Raw genomic sequence first — 1,623 nt, 5'->3', positions numbered from 1 at the left:
ATCCAGGTATCCTGACTGACCTCGGTGACGAAAGTATCGACCAGCGGCCGCCCCTTCGGTTTGGCGTAGACGGTGGCGAAATGCGCCTTCGGCATCATGGCGCGCACGATGCCAGCCGTCTTGCCGGTGTCGGTCAGGTCGTCGATAATCAGCACGCCCGCGCCGTCGTCGGCTAGCAGGGCCGGCGTGACCTCCTTCAGCACCTGCAGCTGACCCTGGCTGCTGTAGTCATGATAGGAGGCGACGCAGACCGTCTCGATAACGCGTATGCCAAGCTCCCGCGAGATGATCGCCGCCGGCACGAGGCCGCCGCGCGTGATGCAGACGATCGCTTTCCATTGCGCCTTGTTGGTGCCGGCAAGCCGCCAGGCGAGCGCGCGCGCATCGCGGTGGAACTGGTCCCAGGAGACCGGAAAGGCTTTTTCGGGAAGGGACATCTTTCGCGCACTCCGCAGCACGCGCGGTCGCGCGCAGAAAACAGGGGAATGCGCGCGGAAGTAACTGGAAAACCTCGCGCTTGGCAAGAGCGGCCGCAAACGACACTGTGAACTTACCGCGACAGGAAAGCCGCCACCGGCGCGGTGCGCAGCACGGAGCGCGTCACTCCGCCGAACAGGAGCTGGCGCAGCCACGAGTGGCTGTAGGCGCCAAGCACCAGCAAATCGGCGCCGGTCTCCGCGATCCTGGTCTGGATCACCTCGTCGACCGAGGTGCCGCCCGATCTCTGCACCGAGACACTCACGCTGGCGCCATGACGCGACAAGGCGGAAGCGATTTCCGCTCCGGCGGCCTCGGGGCGTTCATCGAGCGTGTCCGGCGGATCGATGACCAGAATGTCGGTTTTGTCGGCCTCGATGATGAAGGGCAGCGCATCGAAGGCGGCGCGTGCGGCCTCCTTGCTGCCGTTCCAGGCAAGCAGCACACGCTTGAAGGTGGTGATCAGCGGACCCAGGTGCGGCACTACCAGCACCGGCCGTCCGGCGTCGTAGACCAGTGTGTCGACGTCGGCGCTCGCATCGCCGCCCGTCTCGCGCTGCGCGGCGATGATCAGGTCGGCGGCACGCACGCTTGAAATGCCGGTCAGGGCGCTGTCGCCGGAAAAACTCTCCAGGCTGTGCCATTCGAAGGACAGGCCGGAATTCTCGATATGCCTGAGAAACGCGGCCCGCAGCTTTTCGGCCCGTTCACGGTTCATGTCGGCCGAAACCTGCAGGAACTCGGTGTCGGGGAAGCCGGTGGCCGAGGTGTAGGGCACCGGAAGCGCTTCGGCGTGGATGCCGATCAGATGGCTCTGGAAGCGGCCGGCAAGCGGAATGGCGAAGTCGAGCACGCGCTCCGCGTCCTGCTCGTTCTGCAGAATGGCGACGATCGTCTTGCAGCGCATGGTGATCCCCTCATTTTGCGAGCGATCCGCCCGCGGCAAGGAAACGTCGCGGCGTTGTGCTTGGTTCCGGCCTGGACCGGATCAGCTCGCGCTGCTGGCAAAGCCGGCCACCATCGCCTCAACATCGGCGCGCGCAGCGTCCAGGGCCTGCTGGCTGCGGGCACGGACCACCAGTTAGGTCCAGAACTTGCAGTCGCCGTATTTGGGATAGAAGCAGATGAACGTGTCCGGATGCGCTT

2 protein-coding genes and 1 pseudogene are annotated in these 1,623 nt (G+C 65.1%); all 3 read right to left on the bottom strand.

Translation table 11 applies throughout. From position 1 onward, the window contains the following. Nucleotides 1-437: xanthine phosphoribosyltransferase (gene gpt / locus FJ980_RS30885; RefSeq protein WP_140547346.1), on the bottom strand; the 437-nt coding region annotated here is incomplete at its 3' end. Nucleotides 438-550: 113 nt separating this feature from the next. Then, nucleotides 551-1,384: a universal stress protein gene (locus FJ980_RS30880; protein WP_140547345.1), complete on the bottom strand. Its 834-nt coding sequence runs from the start codon at nt 1,382-1,384 to the stop codon at nt 551-553. A gap of 81 nt (nt 1,385-1,465) precedes the next feature. Then, nucleotides 1,466-1,623: pseudogene (locus tag FJ980_RS35605) on the bottom strand (competence/damage-inducible protein A); the annotation flags it as partial.

Source organism: Mesorhizobium sp. B1-1-5 (assembly GCF_006443065.1).
Taxonomy (GTDB): domain Bacteria; phylum Pseudomonadota; class Alphaproteobacteria; order Rhizobiales; family Rhizobiaceae; genus Mesorhizobium.
The sequence above is the reverse complement of the archived record's forward strand: the minus strand, read 5'-3'. Positions and strand labels throughout refer to the sequence as shown.

Excerpts from the sequence above, each read along its gene's own strand:
- FJ980_RS30880 (WP_140547345.1), bottom strand. The coding sequence starts at position 1,384 with ATGCGCTGCAAGACGATCGTCGCCATTCTGCAGAACGAGCAGGACGCG.